The following is a 14,108-nucleotide window of genomic DNA, read 5'->3' on the forward strand; positions in this document are numbered from 1 at the left end:
CCAACGCATTGTGGAAATGAGGGATAACTGCCGCGTCAATATCCCGGCGCCCCGTCATTCATCCGGTGCTGGCACGCTCCCTGCTCAACGTCTTCCGCCATGCCACTCCTGACGACCGCACCCACCGCCTGCCCGCAGGGCCCGGATGACGCGACCCCGTGCGCGGGCCCGCCGCCACCGGGCGCGGCCCCCGGGGGGCGCACCGCCGCGTCCGGCATCCGCCGCAGCACCTTCGACGGCCTGGACCTGAACCTGCTGCGGGTGTTCGCCGCCCTCATGCGGGAGCGCAACGTGACCCGCGCGGGCGCCGCGCTGTGCCTGTCGCAGTCGGCGGTGAGCAACTCGCTGCAGCGCCTGCGCGCCGCGCTGGGCGACATGCTCTTCGAGCGCACGGCCTCGGGCATCCGCCCCACCAGCCACGGCCTGGAACTCTGGCAGCAGCTGCAGCCGCACTACCTGCAGATCGAGAAGGTGCTGACCCCGGAGGCCTTCGACCCCCTGACCTACGAGGGCGCGTTCACCATCGCCATGTCCGACTACACGGCCGAGCGGATCATGCCGAGGCTGGGGGCGCACCTGGAGACGCACGCGCCGCGCGTGCAGCTCAACCTGCTGCCCTACAGCGTGGCCAACATGTTCCCGATGTTCGAGCGCGAGGGCATCGACCTGGCGATCGGCGCCAACCGCGACGACGCCCAGCACGCGCGCGGGCTGCGCGCCAGCACGCTCTGGCCGATCCATTCGCGCTGCCTGATGCGCCGCGACCACCCGCTCGCGCAGGGCGAACTGACGATGGCGCGCTTCCTGTCGGCGCGCCACCTCGACGTCTGCCTGCCGGGCATGACGATGCCGCTCTACGACAACCTCCTGGCCGCCCACGGCATCCGCCGCAACCTCATCCTCACGCTCAACCACTACACCCAGACGCTGGCGGTGCTGGCCGCGACCGACTACATCGGTGTGCTGCCGGTGTCGCTGCTCGACCTGAGCGCCTACGCCGACCGGCTGTGCCAGCGCGACCCGCCGATTCCGATGCCCGAGCGGCCGCTGGGACTGATCTGGCACCAGCGCCACGACAGCAGTTCGCCGCAGGTGTGGCTGCGCCAGGTCCTGATCGACCTGTTCGCGCAACCGGAGGGCGGCGCGGCGTCGTCCCCGCCGTTGCCCCCGCGCTAGGCCAGCGGCAGCCCCACGTAGTTCTCCGCCAGCGCCGTCGCCGCCGCGCGCGAACCCACGAGGTAGCCGAGTTCGGCCTCCTGCATGCGCTGGCCGAACTCGCCGGTCTCCGGAAACCGGTGCATGAGCGAGGTGAACCACCACGAGAAGCGCTCGGCGCGCCAGACGCGGCGCAGGCAGCGCTGCGAATAGCCGTCGATGCCCGCGGCGCTCGCCTCGCCGTAGAACTCGGCGAGCGCCTGGAACAGGAAGCCGACGTCCGAGGCCGCGAGGTTCAGGCCCTTGGCACCGGTCGGCGGCACGATGTGGGCGGCGTCGCCGGCCAGGAACAGGCGCCCGAAGCGCATCGGCTCGGTCACCGAACTGCGCAGCGGCGCGACGCTCTTCTCGATCGACGGCCCGGTCACCAGCGCCTCGCGCACCTCGGGGTCGAGCCGCGCACGCAGTTCGTCCCAGAAAGCCTCGTCGCTCCAGCGCGCGACGTCCGTGTCCGCCGGCACCTGCACGTAGTAGCGGCTGCGCGTGGCGCTGCGCATGCTGCACAGCGCGAAGCCGCGCGGCGTGTGCGCGTAGATCAGCTCGTGGGACACCGGCGGCGTGTCCGACAGCACGCCCAGCCAGCCGAACGGATAGACCTTCTCGTAGGTCTTCAGCGCGCCCGGCGGCACGCTGCGGCGGCTCGCGCCGTGAAAGCCGTCGCAGCCGGCGATGAAGTCGCAGCGCAGCGTGCGCGCGACGCCGTCCTGGGTGAAGTCCACCGCCGGCGACGTGCCGTCGAAGCCGCGCGGAGCGACGTCGGCCGCCTCGTAGACCGTGACCAGCCCGGCGGCGGCGCGGGCGGCCATCAGGTCGCGCGTCACCTCGGTCTGCCCGTACACCGTGACGCGGCTGCCGCCGGTGAGCGCGTGCAGGTCGATGCGATGGCGCCGGCCCTCGAACAGGAGCTCGATGCCGTCGTGCGGCAGGCCGTCGCGGTGCGCCGTGGCGCCGACGCCGGCCCGGTCGAGCAGGTCCAGGGTGGTCTGCTCCAGCACGCCGGCGCGGATGCGGCCGAGCACGTAGTCCGCGCTCTGGCGCTCGAGGATGACGTTGTCGATGCCGGCGCCGTGGAGCAGCTGGCCGAGCAGCAGTCCGGCCGGGCCGGCGCCGATGATGGCAACCTGGGTGCGCATGGTGGGGTGTCTCCGTTCGATCTGGACCCGCGACCTTAGGCCCATCGTCCCCTGGCCGTGCGTCGCGGTGCCGGGTTTTGCGCGATCACCGGAGCGCTTGCGCGATGATCGCGCAATGACCATCTCCCCCGCCGATCTCATCGCCGGCATGGCCAAGGGCATGGCGGTGCTCGAGAGCTTCGACACGCAGCGCCAGCGCCTCAACGCCACGCTGGCCGCGGAGCGCGCAGGCCTCACGCGCGCCGCCGCGCGCCGCCACCTGCTCACGCTCGCCCACCTGGGTTACCTGGAGACCGACGGCAGCCATTTCTGGCTCTCGTCCAAGGTGCTGCGCTTCTCGGGCAGCTACCTGGCGTCGGCCCGCCTGCCCCGCGTGGTCCAGCCCGCGCTCGACCACCTCACCGCGCTGACCAGCCAGGCGTGCTCGGTGGTCGTGCTCGACGGCCGCGAGGTCGTGATCGTCGCGCGCAGCGGCCACCCCGGCCCGGCCGGTCGGGTGACCGCCTACGGCCTGCACCTGGGCGCGCGCCTGCCCGCCCACGCCACATCGACCGGCCACGTGCTGCTCGCGGCCCTGCCGCGCGATGCGCTGGCCACCTGGCTGGACGGCGCCACCCTGTCGCGCCTGACCCTGCACACGCCCACCCGCGCGCCGGCGCTGCGCCGCGCGCTGGCGCAGGCGCGTCGACAGGACTGGAGCCTGGCCAGCGAACTGCACGAGATCGGCGTGCACGCGCTCGCCGTGCCCCTGCGCGACGCGCAGGGCCGGACCGTGGCGGCGCTCAACGCCGTGGCCCCCGGCGCGCCGGACGACCTCGATCGCTGGCGGGAGCGCCTGCTGCCGCGCCTCGTCAGCGCGGCACGCGACCTGCGCGGCCTGCTCTGAGGTCGCGGATCCGAAGGGCCGTGACGCCGCACGGCGTGACGCCGCCAGGACCTCAGGTCCCGGGCATCCGCTTGACGGCCGCCAGCGCCGCCTTCAGGTTCGCCGCCGCGCGCCGCTGGCGCAGCTTCACCAGCAGCAGCGCCAGACCGATGCGGGTGCCCACCGACATCAGCGCGATCAGCAGGCCGACCCGGATCACCTCGCGCTCGCGTTCCTGCGCGACGCCCTGGCGTTCCTGCAGCAGGGTGCGCTCGGCCGTGCCGACCAGGGCGACCTCGCGGCGCACGTCGTCCATCAGGTCCTTGCCGACGTTGCTGGCGATGTCGGTGGCGGCGACCCGGAAGCCGGCGGCGCGCCGCAGCACGATGGTCCGCCCGAGCTCGGCGAGCTTGTCGTCCACCAGCATGCCGAGCCGGCCGATGCGGATCGACTGCGTCTCGCTCTCCGCGGTGAGTTCGCGCAGGTGCGCCAGGGTGGGCGTCAGGGCCGTGACGGCTTCCTGGTAGGGCTTGAGGTAGCTCTCGTCGCCGGTGATGACGAAGCCGCGCTGCCCGGTCTCGGCGTCCTGCAGCGAGATGAACAGCTGGTTGAGCGTGGCGATCACCTGGTGCGTCTGCTCGATGCGCTCCCGGCCGACGGCGATCTCGGTGTGCAGGTTGTGCGAGAGGTAGGCCCCCACCAGGATCACCATGGTCATGGGCACGGAAGAGACCACCGACCACAGCACGACGCGCCGGGGCGGCACCGGCAGGCGCCACCTCGGTCGCCAGGCGGGGCGCATCGACGCCAGGCTCGGGCGGCGCCAGTGCGGCCACCACGTCGGACGCGGAGACGGGGCGGCATGGGGGAGGACGGCCATGGGGTGGGGATCGATCGGACGCTTCGGGAGGAAGCACCGATGCTGGGAGCACGCCCCCGGCCCGCACGACGGCCACGCCCGTCAGGCGGCGTAGGTGCAGCCGCCCAAGCGCCGTGTGGGCGCCGTCGTCCGCCTCAGTCGGCCTTCACGCCGGCCGTGCGGATGACCGTCGCCCATTTGGCCGTCTCCGCGGCGATGAAGGCATCGAATTCCCGGGGCGTGCTGCCGGCCGGGAAGGTGCCCATCGCGTCGAGCTTCGCGCGCGTGTCGTCGCTGCGGATGATGGCGGCGACCTCCTCCGACATGCGCCGCACGATCTCTGGCGGCGTGCCCGCCGGCGCCAGCATGCCGGCCCAGGTGCTGCCGGTGAAGCCCGCGAAGCCCTGCTCGATGAAGGTCGGCACGTCCGGCACCGCCGCCAGCCTTCGCTCGCCGGCCACGCCGATCAGCCGGACCTTGCCGGCGCGCGCCTGCGCGATCAGGCCGGTGGGCGCGTCGAGGAACAGCTGGATCTGTCCGCCCATCAGGTCGGTCAGCGCCGGCACCGCGCCGCGGTACGGGATGTGGGTCATGTACGTCCGCGTCAGCGACTTCCACAGTTCGGTCGTCAGGTGCGCCGCCGAGCCGTTGCCCGACGAGCCGAAGCTGACCTTGCCGGGGTTGGCGCGCGCGTAGTCGATCAGTTCGCGCCCGGTCTTGAAGGGCGCGTCGTTGTTGACGGCCGCCAGCAACGGCGACACGCCCATGAGCGACACGCCGGTCAGGTCCTTTTGCGGGTCGTAGGGCAGCTTCGCGTAGAGCGTGGTGTTGGCCGCGTAGGCCGCGATCACGACGCCGAAGGTGGCGCCGTCCGGGGCCGCCTTGGCGAGGGCGTCGACCCCGATCAGGCCGTTGGCACCCGGCCGGTTGTCGATCACCACCGGCTGGCCCAGGCGCTGCTGCAGGCCGACCTGCACCAGCCGGGCCATCTGGTCGGTGAAGCCCCCGGGCGTATAGGGCACGATGATCCGGATCGGCCGCGACGGCCAGGCGCCCTGGGCGAAGGACGGGGCCGAGAGCGTGGCGCAGGCGGCGCAGGCGGCGAGGTGGAAGCGGCGGCGGGACGGCGAGGTCGGTTGCATTCGGATGGGAGGGTCTGTGGGCGATCTCCCATTCTGGGAGCCCGTCGCGTGCCGTTCCGTCGGGGTTTGCCCCTGCGCGGGCACCTGGGGGACAGGCCCCGGCGGGCGGCGCCGGCCGGTGCTGCCTATGATGGACCGGGCCTCGGCGCGCCGCCGCGCCCCGTCGCCGCCATCGGGCCAGCGCCCCCGCGTCGGCGCCCGGCCCCACCCTCTTTTCTCCACCGCTTTCGAGGACCCCGCCATGACCCTCCCGACCACCCGCCTGGGCCGCACCGGCCTGACCGTCTCGCGCCTCGCGCTGGGCACCATGACCTTCGGCCTGCAGACCGACGAGGCGGTCTCGCACCGCATCCTCGACACCGCCGCCGACGCCGGCATCGACTTCCTCGACACGGCCGACGTCTACCCGCTGGGCGGCACGCTGGAGACCATCGGCCGCACCGAGGAGATCATCGGCCGCTGGCTCAAGGCCCGTGGCCCGGCCGCGCGCGGCGATTTCGTCATCGCGACCAAGGCGGTCGGCAAGGTCGGTCCGCGCGCCTGGGACCAGGGCGCCTCGCGCAAGCACCTGCTCGACGCCGTCGATCGCTCGCTCGCGCGGCTGCAGACCGACCACGTCGATCTCTACCAGCTGCACAGCGACGACCGCGAGACGCCGCTGGACGAGACCATCGAGGCGCTCGACGTCATCGTGAAGTCGGGCCGGGCGCGCTACGTGGGCGTGTCGAACTACCTGGCCTACCGCCTGGCGCGCGCGCTGGGCCGCTCCGACGTGCTGCGGCTGACGCGCTTCGTCTCGGTGCAGCCGCGCTACAGCCTGCTGTTCCGCGAGATCGAGCGCGAGCTGCTGCCCCTGGCGGTCGAGGAAGGACTGGGCGTGATCCCGTACAACCCGCTCGCCGGCGGCCTGCTCACCGGCAAGTACCGCAGCGGCGCCGCTCCCGAGGCCGGCACGCGCTTCACGCTCGGCACGGCCGGCGGCATGTACCAGTCGCGCTACTGGAAGGAGCGCGAGTTCGAGACCGTGGAGCGCCTGCAGGGGCTGGCCGACGAGGCCGGCGTGCCGCTCGCCACCCTGGCGGTGGCCTGGGTGATGGCCAACCCGGCCATCACCGCGCCGCTGCTCGGCGCGAGCCGGCCCGAGCAGCTCGCGGCCACGGTCGCGGCCGCCCATTACCAGCTCGACGCGGACCTGAAGCAGAAACTCGACGACGCGACGGCCGACTTCCGCAAGGGCGACGCGACGCGCTAACTGCACCAGAAACGTGCACTTTTGTCCCCGCAAAACGGGGACAAGCATGTGGACAAAGTTGTGGGTTGTGGGCGGAATCGTTGCTGGGCGTGGCTTCCGGCACGGTGCTCACGAAGTAGGCACATCGCCTGACATCGGGCGGTCCGGGCCGGTTCGCCGACCGTCCCACGGGTGCGACATCTCAGGACCGGTCGGGTCGGTTCGTGGGCATTGGCGGCACCGGGCCGCGACGGCCGAGGACCCACCGCCGGCGTCCATGGCCGTCGAGACTGAATGAAAAACGAGATCGACCGCCTAAACTGACAAGAAAATGGGATTCCTGACAGAAAAATGAGGTCCGTCGGCTACGCGTTCGTTCGGGAGGCCTTGGCGCTGGCGGTGTTCGCACCGGCACGGCCGGCGAGCGTGCGGCCGGTGACGCGGCTCGAACGGGGACCCGACGCCCTCGCGGTGCCGGCCCATGTCGCGCCATCGGGCGACGAGCCGCTCTCGCACCTGCTCTTCGCCATCAAGCACGAGGGCATCGACCTGCAGATCCTGGCCAAGGCCCTGCCCCGCATCCCCCCGGAAGCCATGCAGGCCGAACTGCGCTCGGCGCCCAACGGCCAGTACATCCGCGTCGCATGCCATCTCTGGGAAGCCTTCGCCGGTCGGTCGCTGGGCGAGCGGCCGGACATCACGGCGCGCTATGTCGATGTGTTCGACCCGTCGCGCTACGTCACGGGGCCGTCCCGGCGCGATGCGCGCTGGCGCGTCAACTTCAACGGCCTGGGGTCGCTGCGCTACTGCGTGAACGTCGAACGCACGCCGGCCCTGGAGGCCGCGATGGCATCGGACGTCCTGGGCCGCACCCGGGCCTTCGTCGAGGGCCTGGCGCCGGACATGATGGACCGCGCGCTGTCGTGGGCCTACCTGCACGAGACCGAGGACAGCTACGCCATCGAGCGCGAGGCCCCCACCGAGGACAAGGCCCGGGCCTTCATCGCCCTGCTGAAACAGGCGCACGAGGGACGCCCGCTCGACGAGGACTACCTGGTCGAGCTGCAGTCGTCGATCGTCGCCAACCCGTTCGACAAGGCCGTGCAGTTCCGCACCGAGCAGAACTGGCTGCGCGGCGCGGCGCGCGGCGCGGCCGGCGTCTCTCACGTGCCGCCGCCGCCCGGCGACGTGCCGGCGCTGATGGACGACTGGATGGCGTTCGCCAACACGGCGCCCCGCACCATGGACCCGGTGCTGGCGGCCAGCATCGCGTCGTTCGGCTTCGTCTTCATCCATCCGTTCATGGACGGCAATGGCCGGCTGTCGCGCTTCCTGTTCCACAAGGCGCTGTGCGACTCGGGCCAGCTGGCGCGGGGACTGCTGCTGCCGGTGTCGGTGGCGATGAAGCGCCACGAGGGCGACTACCTCGCGACGCTCCAGGCCTTCTCGCGCCCCGCGCGCGAACTGGTGCAGGTCACGGCCGTCGACGCCGACGACTTCCGTTTCGATTTCCGCTCCGACGACGTCGTCTACCGCTACTGGGACGCCACGCGCTGCGTCGAATTCGGCTTTCGCATGGCCGAACTCGCGCTCGACGTCGAGCTGCGCCGGGAGACGACCTACCTGATGCACTTCGATGCCGTGCATCGGGCGATCGACGAACGCTTCGACGTGCGCGGCTCGGTGCTGGCGACGCTGGTCGCCATCGGCCTGCAGGCCGACGGCACGATCTCCAGGACGAAGCGCGCCCGTTACGCCGCCGTCGTGCCGGCCGCCGTCTTCGACGCCATCGAAATGGAGATCCGGCGGGTCCTGGCATCGCCGGAGCTCACCCCCGACGCCGGGACCGGCTGACGCACCGGGGGCTCAGACCGCGCCGTGCGCCTCCACGTAGAGCGCGTAGAGCGAATGGCAGCTCGCCATGTAGAGCCGGTTGCGCTTCGGCCCGCCGAACTCCAGGTTCGGGCAGCGCTCGGGCAGGCTGATGAAGCCGATCGGCTTGCCTTGCGGATTGAACACCTTGACGCCGTCCATCTCCGAGGACTTGGCCACGGGCAGGTGCGCCTTCATGCCGCCGCCGATGTCGGTCGCCTCGGGCGCGAAGGCGCCGGTGAAGCCCCAGCCGCACCACAGGTTGCCGTCGCGGTCGACGCGGAAGCCGTCGAGCGCCCCGGGACCGTCGGCGTCGATCAGCTTGGTCTTGTTGGAGACGCTCGCGCCGTCGGCGGCGACGTCGTAGCTCCAGATGCTGCGGTTGGGCGTGCCCTTCCACTCGACCACGTAGAGCTTCCTCTCGTCGGGCGAGAAGGCCAGGCCGTTGGGGTTGACCAGGTCGGTGATCACGGCCGTCACCTTGCCGTCGGTGGCGATGCGGTAGACGTTGGTGGTGGCCTGCTCGGGCGTCGCGCGCGAGCCTTCCCATTCGCCGTTGATGCCGAAGGTCGGGTCGGTGAACCAGATCGTGTCGTCCGAGCGCACCACGATGTCGTTGGGCGCGTTCAGGCGCTTGCCCTCGAAGCTGTCGGCCAGCACGGTCATGCGGCCGTCGCGCTCGGTGCGCACCACGCGGCGCGTGACCGAGTGCTCGCAGGAGATCAGGCGGCCCTGGCGATCGCGCGTGTTGCCGTTGGTGTAGTTGACGTTGGTCTTGTGGACCGAGAACTTGCCGGTCTTCTCGTCGTACTTCATCAGCCGGTTGTTGGGGATGTCGCTGAGCAGCAGGTGGCCGTGCTCGGGAAAGTACACCGGCCCCTCGGCCCAGCGCATGCCCGAACCCAGCTGCTCGACGGTGCTGCTGTAGATGCGGTACTTGGCGAAGCTCGGGTCCAGGATGAACACGCGCGGATCCGGATAGCGCTGGTTCGGCTGGAAGTCGAACGACTGGGCGCCGGCCAGGCCGCCCAGGGCGGCGAGGCCCGTGCCGGCGGCGGTCTTCAGGAACCGGCGGCGCGGCTCGGACGTGCTGGGGGATGTCCCTCTGTTCATGGCATGTCTCCTCATCGGTGGTTTTTCTCTGGGCGGCGACGGACCCCGGGGCCGCCGCCGCCGCGCGGTCAATAGGTGCCGGTGGCCGGCGGCGGCGCGGGCGTCGCGCGCATCTTCGAGACGATCTGCTGGGCGCCGGCGGCCATCAGGCGCGCGTCCGAGCTCACGGTGGTGAACTGGAAGCCCTTGGCGATGCGCGCCATGGCGCCCTCGGGCGTGCCGTTGTGGATGCCCGCGACCAGGCCGTGCGCCTTGGCGCGCTCCAGGATGTGGTCGATCGCCTCCTGCGCCTTCGGGTCGACGTCGTCGAACACCGGCCGGCAGCCCAGCGCCAGCGACAGGTCCGACGGCCCGATGTAGATGGCGTCGAGCCCCTCGACCGACAGGATCGCGTCGAGGTTGTCGAGCGCCTGGGCGGTCTCGATCATGGCGAAGGTGACGATGGTGTCGTTGGCGTGCTGCGGGTAGTCGGCGCCGCCGTAGAGGAAGGCGCGGATCGGGCCGAAGCTGCGCGTGCCGCGCGGCGCGTAGTGCGACCAGGCGACGAGCTTCTGCGCGTCCTCGCGGGTGTTGATCATGGGACAGATCACCCCGTAGGCGCCGGCGTCGAGCGTCTTCATGATGATGCCCGGCTCCAGCCACGGCACGCGCACCACGGGCACGGTGTCGGTGGTGGAGATGGCCTGGAGCATCGGCACCATCGACTGGTAGTCGACGACGCCGTGCTGCAGGTCGATGGTCAGCGAGTCCCAGCCCTGGTGGGCCATGGTCTCGGCCGAGAAGCTGTTGGGAATGGCGAGCCAGCCGTTGATGGCGGCGCCGCCCGATTTCCACAGGGTGCGAAGGCGGTTTTCTCTCATGGGGACGTTCCTGTCTCGGTGGGATGTGAAAGCCCCGATCTTGACGCACGCGGCAAGCCGCCGCGTGCTTTTCGCCTCAGCGGTCCAGCGCCGGGCGCTTGGCGTCGAACTTCCAGCCGGGAACGAGGAACTGCATCGCCGAGGCGTCGTCGCGCGCGCCCAGGCCGTGCTGCTTGTAGAGCTGGTGCGCCTTCTCGACCTCCGCCATGTCCAGCTCGACGCCCAGGCCGGGCTTCTCGGGCACCCGGACATGGCCGTCGACGATCTGCAGCGGCTCCTTCGTCAGGCGCTGGCCGTCCTGCCAGATCCAGTGCGTGTCGATGGCCGTGACGCGCCCGGGCGCGGCCGCGCCGACGTGCGTGAACATCGCCAGCGAGACGTCGAAGTGGTTGTTGGAGTGGCTGCCCCAGGTCAGGCCCCAGTCGCGGCAGGTCTGCGCCACGCGCACCGAGCCCGCCATGGTCCAGAAGTGCGGGTCGGCCAGCGGGATGTCCACCGACTGCAGCGACAGCGCGTGCGTGAGCTGGCGCCAGTCGGTGGCGATCATGTTGGTCGCCGTGGGCAGGCCGGTGGCACGGCGGAACTCCGCCATCACCTCGCGCCCGGAGAAGCCGTCCTCGGCGCCGCACGGGTCCTCGGCATAGGCGACGACGCCGCGCATGCGCTGGCCCAGGCGGATCGCGTCCTTGAGCAGCCAGCCGCCGTTGGGGTCGAGCGTGACGCGTGCCTCGGGAAAGCGCTCGTGCAGGGCGACGATGGCGTCGACCTCCTCGTCGCCGCGCAGCACGCCGCCCTTGAGCTTGAAGTCGTTGAAGCCGTACTTCTCGCGCGCCGCCTCGGCCAGCCGGACGATCGCCTCGGGCGTCATGGCCTTCTCGTGGCGCAGGCGGAACCAGTCGTTCTCCGCTTCCGCGTCGGTGACGTAGGGCAGGTCGGTCAACGCCTTGTCGCCGACGTAGAAGAGGTAGCCGAGCATCTCCACCGACGCGCGCTGCTGGCCTTCACCCAGCAGCGCGGCCACCGGCACGCCGAGGTGCTGGCCCAGCAGGTCGAGCAGCGCCGACTCGATGGCCGTGACGGCATGGATGGTGGTGCGCAGGTCGAAGGTCTGCAGGCCGCGACCGCCGCTGTCGCGGTCGGCGAACTTCGACTGCACTTCCTGCACCAGGCGCTGCTGGGAGCCCAGGGGCTGGCCGACCACGAGCGGCGCCGCGTCCTCCAGCGTCTGGCGGATCTTCTCGCCGCCGGGCACCTCGCCCACGCCGGTGCGCCCGGCGCTGTCGGTGAGGATGAGGATGTTGCGGGTGAAGAACGGGCCGTGCGCGCCGCTCAGGTTGAGCAGCATGCTGTCGCGCCCGGCGACGGGAATCACGCGCAGCGCGGTGATGACGGGGGTGTCGTTGATCGGCATGGAGACGCGCTTCCTTGGGTTCAGCCGGCGGCGATGTCGTGGTTGGCCATCAGCTCCAGCGCCTTGACGAGCGCCGAATGGTCGAGCTGGTCCCAGCCGTTGGCCGCGCAGGCGCCCATGAGCTGGGCCGCGCCGGCGGTCTGCGGCAGCGCGACGCCGATCGCCTTGGCGCCGGCCAGGGCCAGGTTCAGGTCCTTCTGGTGCAGCCCGATGCGGAAGCCGGGATTGAAGGTGCGCTTGATCATGCGTTCGCCGTGCACTTCCAGGATGCGGCTGGAAGCGAAGCCGCCCATCAGCGCCTGGCGCACCTTGGCGGGATCGGCGCCGGCCTTGCTGGCGAACAGCAGCGCCTCGCCGACGGCGGCGATGTTCAGCGCCACGATGATCTGGTTGGCGACCTTGGTGGTCTGGCCGTCGCCGACGCCGCCGACGTGCGTGATGTTCTTGCCCATCAGCTCGAACAGCGGCTTCGCCTTGGCGAAGGCTTCCTCGGTGCCGCCGACCATGATGGTCAGGCTGGCGGCCTTGGCGCCCACTTCGCCGCCGGAGACCGGCGCGTCGAGGTAGTCGCAGCCCAGGTCGGCGATCTTCTTCGCGAAGGCCTTGGTCTCGATGGGCGAGATGCTGCTCATGTCGATGACCGTCTTGCCCGCCGAGAGGCCTTCGGCCACGCCGTCGGCGCCGAAGAGCACGGCTTCCACGTCGGGGGTGTCGGGCACCATCAGGATGACGAGGTCGGCCGCGCGGGCGACCTCGCGGGCGTTGTCCAGCGCCTTGGCGCTGCTGGCGGCGATGTCGGGGTTGACCTTGCCGCGCCGGACGTAGAACAGCTCGTGGCCGGCATTGACGAGGTGCAGCGCCATGGGCGCGCCCATGATGCCCAGGCCGATGAAACCGATCTTCATTGATGTCTCTCCTTGCAGATGGATGGATGGGGTCGAGGCGCAGTCCGCCTCAGGCGAGCGTATACGCGGTCTTCACGGTCGTGAAGAACTCCTGGGCGTACCTGCCCTGCTCGCGCGGGCCGTAGCTCGAGCCCTTGCGCCCGCCGAAGGGCACGTGGTAGTCCACCCCGGCGGTGGGCAGGTTCACCATCACCATGCCCGCCTGGCTGTGGCGCTTGAAGTGCGTCGCGTGCTTCAGGCTGGTCGTGGCGATGCCCGCGGACAGGCCGAACTCCGTGTCGTTGGCCGTGGCCAGCGCCTCCTCGTAGTCCTTCACCCTGATCACGCTGGCCACCGGGCCGAAGATCTCCTCGCGGTTGATGCGCATGTCCTTGGCGCTCTCGCTGAACAGCGCCGGCGCCATGTAGAAGCCGTCGGTGGCGAGCTTCAGGCGCTCGCCGCCGGCCGCCAGGGTCGCGCCCTCGCCCTTGCCGATGGCGACGTAGTCCAGGTCCTGCTCGAGCTGGCTCTGGCTGGAGACCGGGCCGACGTCGGTGCCCGCGGCCAGCGCGTCGCCCACCTTGATCTTCGCCATGCGCTCGGTCATCGCGGCGATGAACTTCGCATAGATCCCCTCGGTCACGATCAGCCGGCTCGACGCCGTGCAGCGCTGGCCGGTGGCGTAGAACGCGCTCTGCGCGCTCAGCTCCACCGCCTGGGCGAGGTCGGCGTCGTCCAGGACCACCTGCGGGTTCTTGCCCCCCATCTCCAGCTGCACCTTCTTGCCCGAGGTGACGCACTGGATGCCGATCTGGCGCCCGACGCCCACCGAGCCGGTGAAGCTGATGGCGTGGATGCCGGGGTGGGCCACCAGCGCGTTGCCGATCACGCTGCCGCGGCCCATCACCAGGTTGAACACGCCCGCGGGGATGCCCGAGCGGCTGATGATCTCGGCCAGCGCCCAGGCGCTGCCCGGCACCAGGTCGGCGGGCTTGAGCACCACGCAGTTGCCGAACGCGAGCGCCGGCGCGATCTTCCAGGCCGGAATCGCGATGGGGAAGTTCCACGGCGTGATCAGGCCCACGACGCCCACGGGCTCGCGCGTGATCTCCACGCCGATGTTCGGGCGCACCGAGGGCAGCAGCTCGCCCGACAGGCGCAGGCACTCCCCGGCGAAGAACTTGAAGATCTGCCCGGCGCGCATCACCTCGCCGATGCCCTCGGGCCGGGTCTTGCCCTCTTCCCGGGCCAGCAGGGTGCCCAGTTCCTCCTTGCGCGCCAAGATCTCCGTGCCGATCCTGTCGAGCGCGTCGGAGCGCGCCTGGATGCTGCCGGTGGCCCAGGCGGGGAACGCGGCGGTGGCCGCGGCCACGGCGGCCTCCACGTGCGTCGCGTCGCCCTGGGTGTACTCCGCGATGGTGTCCGCGAGGTTCGACGGGTTCAGGTTCGCGCTGTAGCTCGCGCCGGGGGTCCACTCGCCGCCGATCAGGTTGTCGTGTCTTTGCATGGGATTCCTAGGGAAA

At 71.1% G+C, this 14,108-nt stretch carries 12 protein-coding genes; 4 read left to right on the forward strand and 8 right to left on the reverse strand.

Features of this window, described 5'->3' with window-relative positions:
* Window positions 1–99: 99 nt before the first annotated feature.
* Window positions 100–1,176 carry a LysR family transcriptional regulator gene (locus NF681_01705; protein ID UST52319.1) on the forward strand — a complete coding sequence of 359 codons (1,077 nt, stop codon included), beginning with the start codon at window positions 100–102 and terminating at the stop codon, window positions 1,174–1,176.
* Here NF681_01705 and pobA read toward each other — a convergent pair.
* Window positions 1,173–2,348: a 4-hydroxybenzoate 3-monooxygenase gene (pobA, locus tag NF681_01710; GenBank protein UST52320.1), complete on the reverse strand. Its 1,176-nt coding sequence runs from the start codon at window positions 2,346–2,348 to the stop codon at window positions 1,173–1,175. The two genes, NF681_01705 and pobA, sit on opposite strands and share 4 nt — an antisense overlap.
* Before the next feature lie 115 nt (window positions 2,349–2,463).
* Here pobA and NF681_01715 point away from each other — a divergent pair, with 115 nt between their 5' ends.
* Window positions 2,464–3,234, forward strand: a complete 771-nt coding sequence (locus NF681_01715; protein ID UST52321.1) for a helix-turn-helix domain-containing protein — start codon at window positions 2,464–2,466, stop codon at window positions 3,232–3,234.
* A 52-nt stretch (window positions 3,235–3,286) separates the two neighbouring features.
* Here the strand turns inward: NF681_01715 and NF681_01720 are convergent, their stop codons facing one another.
* Both NF681_01720 and NF681_01725 read right to left on the reverse strand, forming a co-directional pair.
* Window positions 3,287–4,093: a CHASE3 domain-containing protein gene (locus tag NF681_01720; GenBank protein ID UST52322.1), complete on the reverse strand. Its 807-nt coding sequence runs from the start codon at window positions 4,091–4,093 to the stop codon at window positions 3,287–3,289.
* Window positions 4,094–4,227: 134 nt separating this feature from the next.
* Window positions 4,228–5,214, reverse strand: a complete 987-nt coding sequence (locus tag NF681_01725) for a tripartite tricarboxylate transporter substrate binding protein (GenBank protein ID UST52323.1) — start codon at window positions 5,212–5,214, stop codon at window positions 4,228–4,230.
* Between the two features lie 241 nt (window positions 5,215–5,455).
* Here NF681_01725 and NF681_01730 point away from each other — a divergent pair, with 241 nt between their 5' ends.
* Together NF681_01730 and NF681_01735 are read left to right on the forward strand one after the other, a co-directional pair.
* The gene (locus NF681_01730) at window positions 5,456–6,466 is read left to right on the forward strand and encodes an aldo/keto reductase (protein UST52324.1); all 1,011 of its coding nucleotides are present in this window, start codon (window positions 5,456–5,458) and stop codon (window positions 6,464–6,466) included.
* A 330-nt stretch (window positions 6,467–6,796) separates the two neighbouring features.
* Window positions 6,797–8,299, forward strand: a complete 1,503-nt coding sequence (locus NF681_01735; protein ID UST52325.1) for a Fic family protein — start codon at window positions 6,797–6,799, stop codon at window positions 8,297–8,299.
* A 12-nt stretch (window positions 8,300–8,311) separates the two neighbouring features.
* Here NF681_01735 and NF681_01740 read toward each other — a convergent pair whose 3' ends face one another.
* The 5 genes from NF681_01740 to NF681_01760 all read right to left on the reverse strand — a co-directional run bounded on the left by NF681_01740 (window position 8,312) and on the right by NF681_01760 (window position 14,092).
* A complete protein-coding gene (locus NF681_01740; protein ID UST52326.1) occupies window positions 8,312–9,430 on the reverse strand; it encodes an SMP-30/gluconolactonase/LRE family protein in 1,119 nt (372 codons plus the stop codon).
* 68 nt (window positions 9,431–9,498) lie between these two features.
* On the reverse strand, window positions 9,499–10,290 hold the full coding sequence (locus NF681_01745; GenBank protein UST52327.1) for an aldolase/citrate lyase family protein: 792 nt from the start codon (window positions 10,288–10,290) through the stop codon (window positions 9,499–9,501).
* A gap of 76 nt (window positions 10,291–10,366) precedes the next feature.
* Window positions 10,367–11,701, reverse strand: a complete 1,335-nt coding sequence (gene gudD / locus NF681_01750) for a glucarate dehydratase (protein UST52328.1) — start codon at window positions 11,699–11,701, stop codon at window positions 10,367–10,369.
* Window positions 11,702–11,721: 20 nt separating this feature from the next.
* The gene (gene glxR, locus NF681_01755) at window positions 11,722–12,606 is read right to left on the reverse strand and encodes a 2-hydroxy-3-oxopropionate reductase (protein ID UST52329.1); all 885 of its coding nucleotides are present in this window, start codon (window positions 12,604–12,606) and stop codon (window positions 11,722–11,724) included.
* Between the two features lie 49 nt (window positions 12,607–12,655).
* Window positions 12,656–14,092, reverse strand: coding sequence for an aldehyde dehydrogenase family protein (locus tag NF681_01760; protein UST52330.1), 1,437 nt, complete (start codon window positions 14,090–14,092; stop codon window positions 12,656–12,658).
* Window positions 14,093–14,108 lie beyond the last annotated feature (16 nt).

The sequence above is a fragment of the Comamonadaceae bacterium OTU4NAUVB1 genome (assembly GCA_024372625.1).
Taxonomy (GTDB): domain Bacteria; phylum Pseudomonadota; class Gammaproteobacteria; order Burkholderiales; family Burkholderiaceae_C; genus Variovorax.

Excerpts from the sequence above, each read along its gene's own strand:
- NF681_01705 (UST52319.1), top strand. The coding sequence starts at position 100 with ATGCCACTCCTGACGACCGCACCCACCGCCTGCCCGCAGGGCCCGGAT.
- pobA (UST52320.1), bottom strand. The coding sequence starts at position 2,348 with ATGCGCACCCAGGTTGCCATCATCGGCGCCGGCCCGGCCGGACTGCTG.
- NF681_01715 (UST52321.1), top strand. The coding sequence starts at position 2,464 with ATGACCATCTCCCCCGCCGATCTCATCGCCGGCATGGCCAAGGGCATG.
- NF681_01720 (UST52322.1), bottom strand. The coding sequence starts at position 4,093 with ATGGCCGTCCTCCCCCATGCCGCCCCGTCTCCGCGTCCGACGTGGTGG.
- NF681_01725 (UST52323.1), bottom strand. The coding sequence starts at position 5,214 with ATGCAACCGACCTCGCCGTCCCGCCGCCGCTTCCACCTCGCCGCCTGC.
- NF681_01730 (UST52324.1), top strand. The coding sequence starts at position 5,456 with ATGACCCTCCCGACCACCCGCCTGGGCCGCACCGGCCTGACCGTCTCG.
- NF681_01735 (UST52325.1), top strand. The coding sequence starts at position 6,797 with ATGAGGTCCGTCGGCTACGCGTTCGTTCGGGAGGCCTTGGCGCTGGCG.
- NF681_01740 (UST52326.1), bottom strand. The coding sequence starts at position 9,430 with ATGAACAGAGGGACATCCCCCAGCACGTCCGAGCCGCGCCGCCGGTTC.
- NF681_01745 (UST52327.1), bottom strand. The coding sequence starts at position 10,290 with ATGAGAGAAAACCGCCTTCGCACCCTGTGGAAATCGGGCGGCGCCGCC.
- gudD (UST52328.1), bottom strand. The coding sequence starts at position 11,701 with ATGCCGATCAACGACACCCCCGTCATCACCGCGCTGCGCGTGATTCCC.
- glxR (UST52329.1), bottom strand. The coding sequence starts at position 12,606 with ATGAAGATCGGTTTCATCGGCCTGGGCATCATGGGCGCGCCCATGGCG.
- NF681_01760 (UST52330.1), bottom strand. The coding sequence starts at position 14,092 with ATGCAAAGACACGACAACCTGATCGGCGGCGAGTGGACCCCCGGCGCG.